General features: G+C 58.4%; 1 protein-coding gene. It reads right to left on the bottom strand.

Annotated elements, in window-relative coordinates; all coding sequences use genetic code 11:
• The coding region (locus E5Z01_RS19265; protein WP_135230850.1) for an IS3 family transposase at positions 1–735 on the bottom strand (735 nt) is incomplete at both ends.

Here is a 735-nt window from a genome sequence, read left to right as displayed (position 1 = left end):
GTTTCCGCAAAGGGGGTCGGCAGGCCGCCCCCTGGCCTGCTGGGCAAACTCGTCCGGGGTCAGATAAGCCAGAGACGAATGCGGCCTGGCGCTGTTGTAAAACCTTCGCCAATCCTCCAGCAGCACCTGGGCGTGCTTAGCGGAATAGAAGACCTCCTGATTGAGACATTCGGCTCGTAGGCGGGAATGGAAACTCTCGGCAAAGCCGTTCTGCCACGGTTTGCCAGGTTCAATGAACCGGGTGCCAATGTCCTGGACAGCCAACCAGATGCCCAGATCACGGGCAATAAATTCAGAACCGTTGTCGCTGCGGATAAATCCTGGTGCACCACGCTGCGCAATAACTTCCTGGAGGACGGCCTTCACCTCCCTGGAGGTGAAGGATTCGGCCACCCGAAGTGCCAGGGACTGCCGGGTGAATTCGTCGGTCAGGGTGAGGATCTTCAGGGTTGTCCCTTCCAGCGTCTGGTCGAAGACGAAATCGTACGTCCAGACATGATTGGGATACTCGGCCTGCATGGGAATCGACGCCCCAGTGCGGACTTTTCGGGATGTTTTAGGTTTGATGGCGAGACCTTCTTCGCGCCAGAGTCGTCGAACGCGCTTCTTGTTGATGGTGACCCCTGCTCGTACGAGCAGGGCGTGAATGAAGCGATATCCTCGGCGGGGATGCTGTTTGGCCAGATCATGGATGCGCTGCCGGAGTTCGCTGTCCTGGCGCGGTTTGGGTTGGTA

This window comes from Deinococcus fonticola, assembly GCF_004634215.1.
Classification (GTDB): domain Bacteria; phylum Deinococcota; class Deinococci; order Deinococcales; family Deinococcaceae; genus Deinococcus; species Deinococcus fonticola.
This window is presented reverse-complemented; position numbering and strand designations above follow the sequence as displayed.